Annotated in this window: 1 pseudogene; it reads right to left on the reverse strand. The window is 39.8% G+C overall.

The features are described 5' to 3' along the window. A pseudogene (locus tag JUI58_RS13785) lies at nt 1-236 on the reverse strand (Uma2 family endonuclease); the annotation flags it as partial. Nucleotides 237-256 lie beyond the last annotated feature (20 nt).

Here is a 256-nt window from a genome sequence, read left to right on the forward strand (position 1 = left end):
GCTTGTCTTTGAGGTTCTTCTTGTTCGATAACTTCCTGTTGAGTTAACTTAACTGGATACCACAATAGATCCGCAGCAACAAAAACATCATCCCTGTCCTTAAAGAGAGCATCGAGACCCCCTTTAATAGTGAAAATTAAACGTAATTGAATTGTATTATCAGCCAAGGGTTTACCGTCGCTATCGGGATAAAGGAATTCGTCTTCAATGGTGGTCGGAGAAAGTTGTTGTACCATTGCCTCAAAGAAAGAAAGAA

Origin of the sequence: Spirulina sp. CCY15215 (assembly GCF_016888125.1) — a bacterium.
In the GTDB taxonomy this organism is placed as follows: Bacteria; Cyanobacteriota; Cyanobacteriia; order Cyanobacteriales; family Spirulinaceae; genus CCY15215.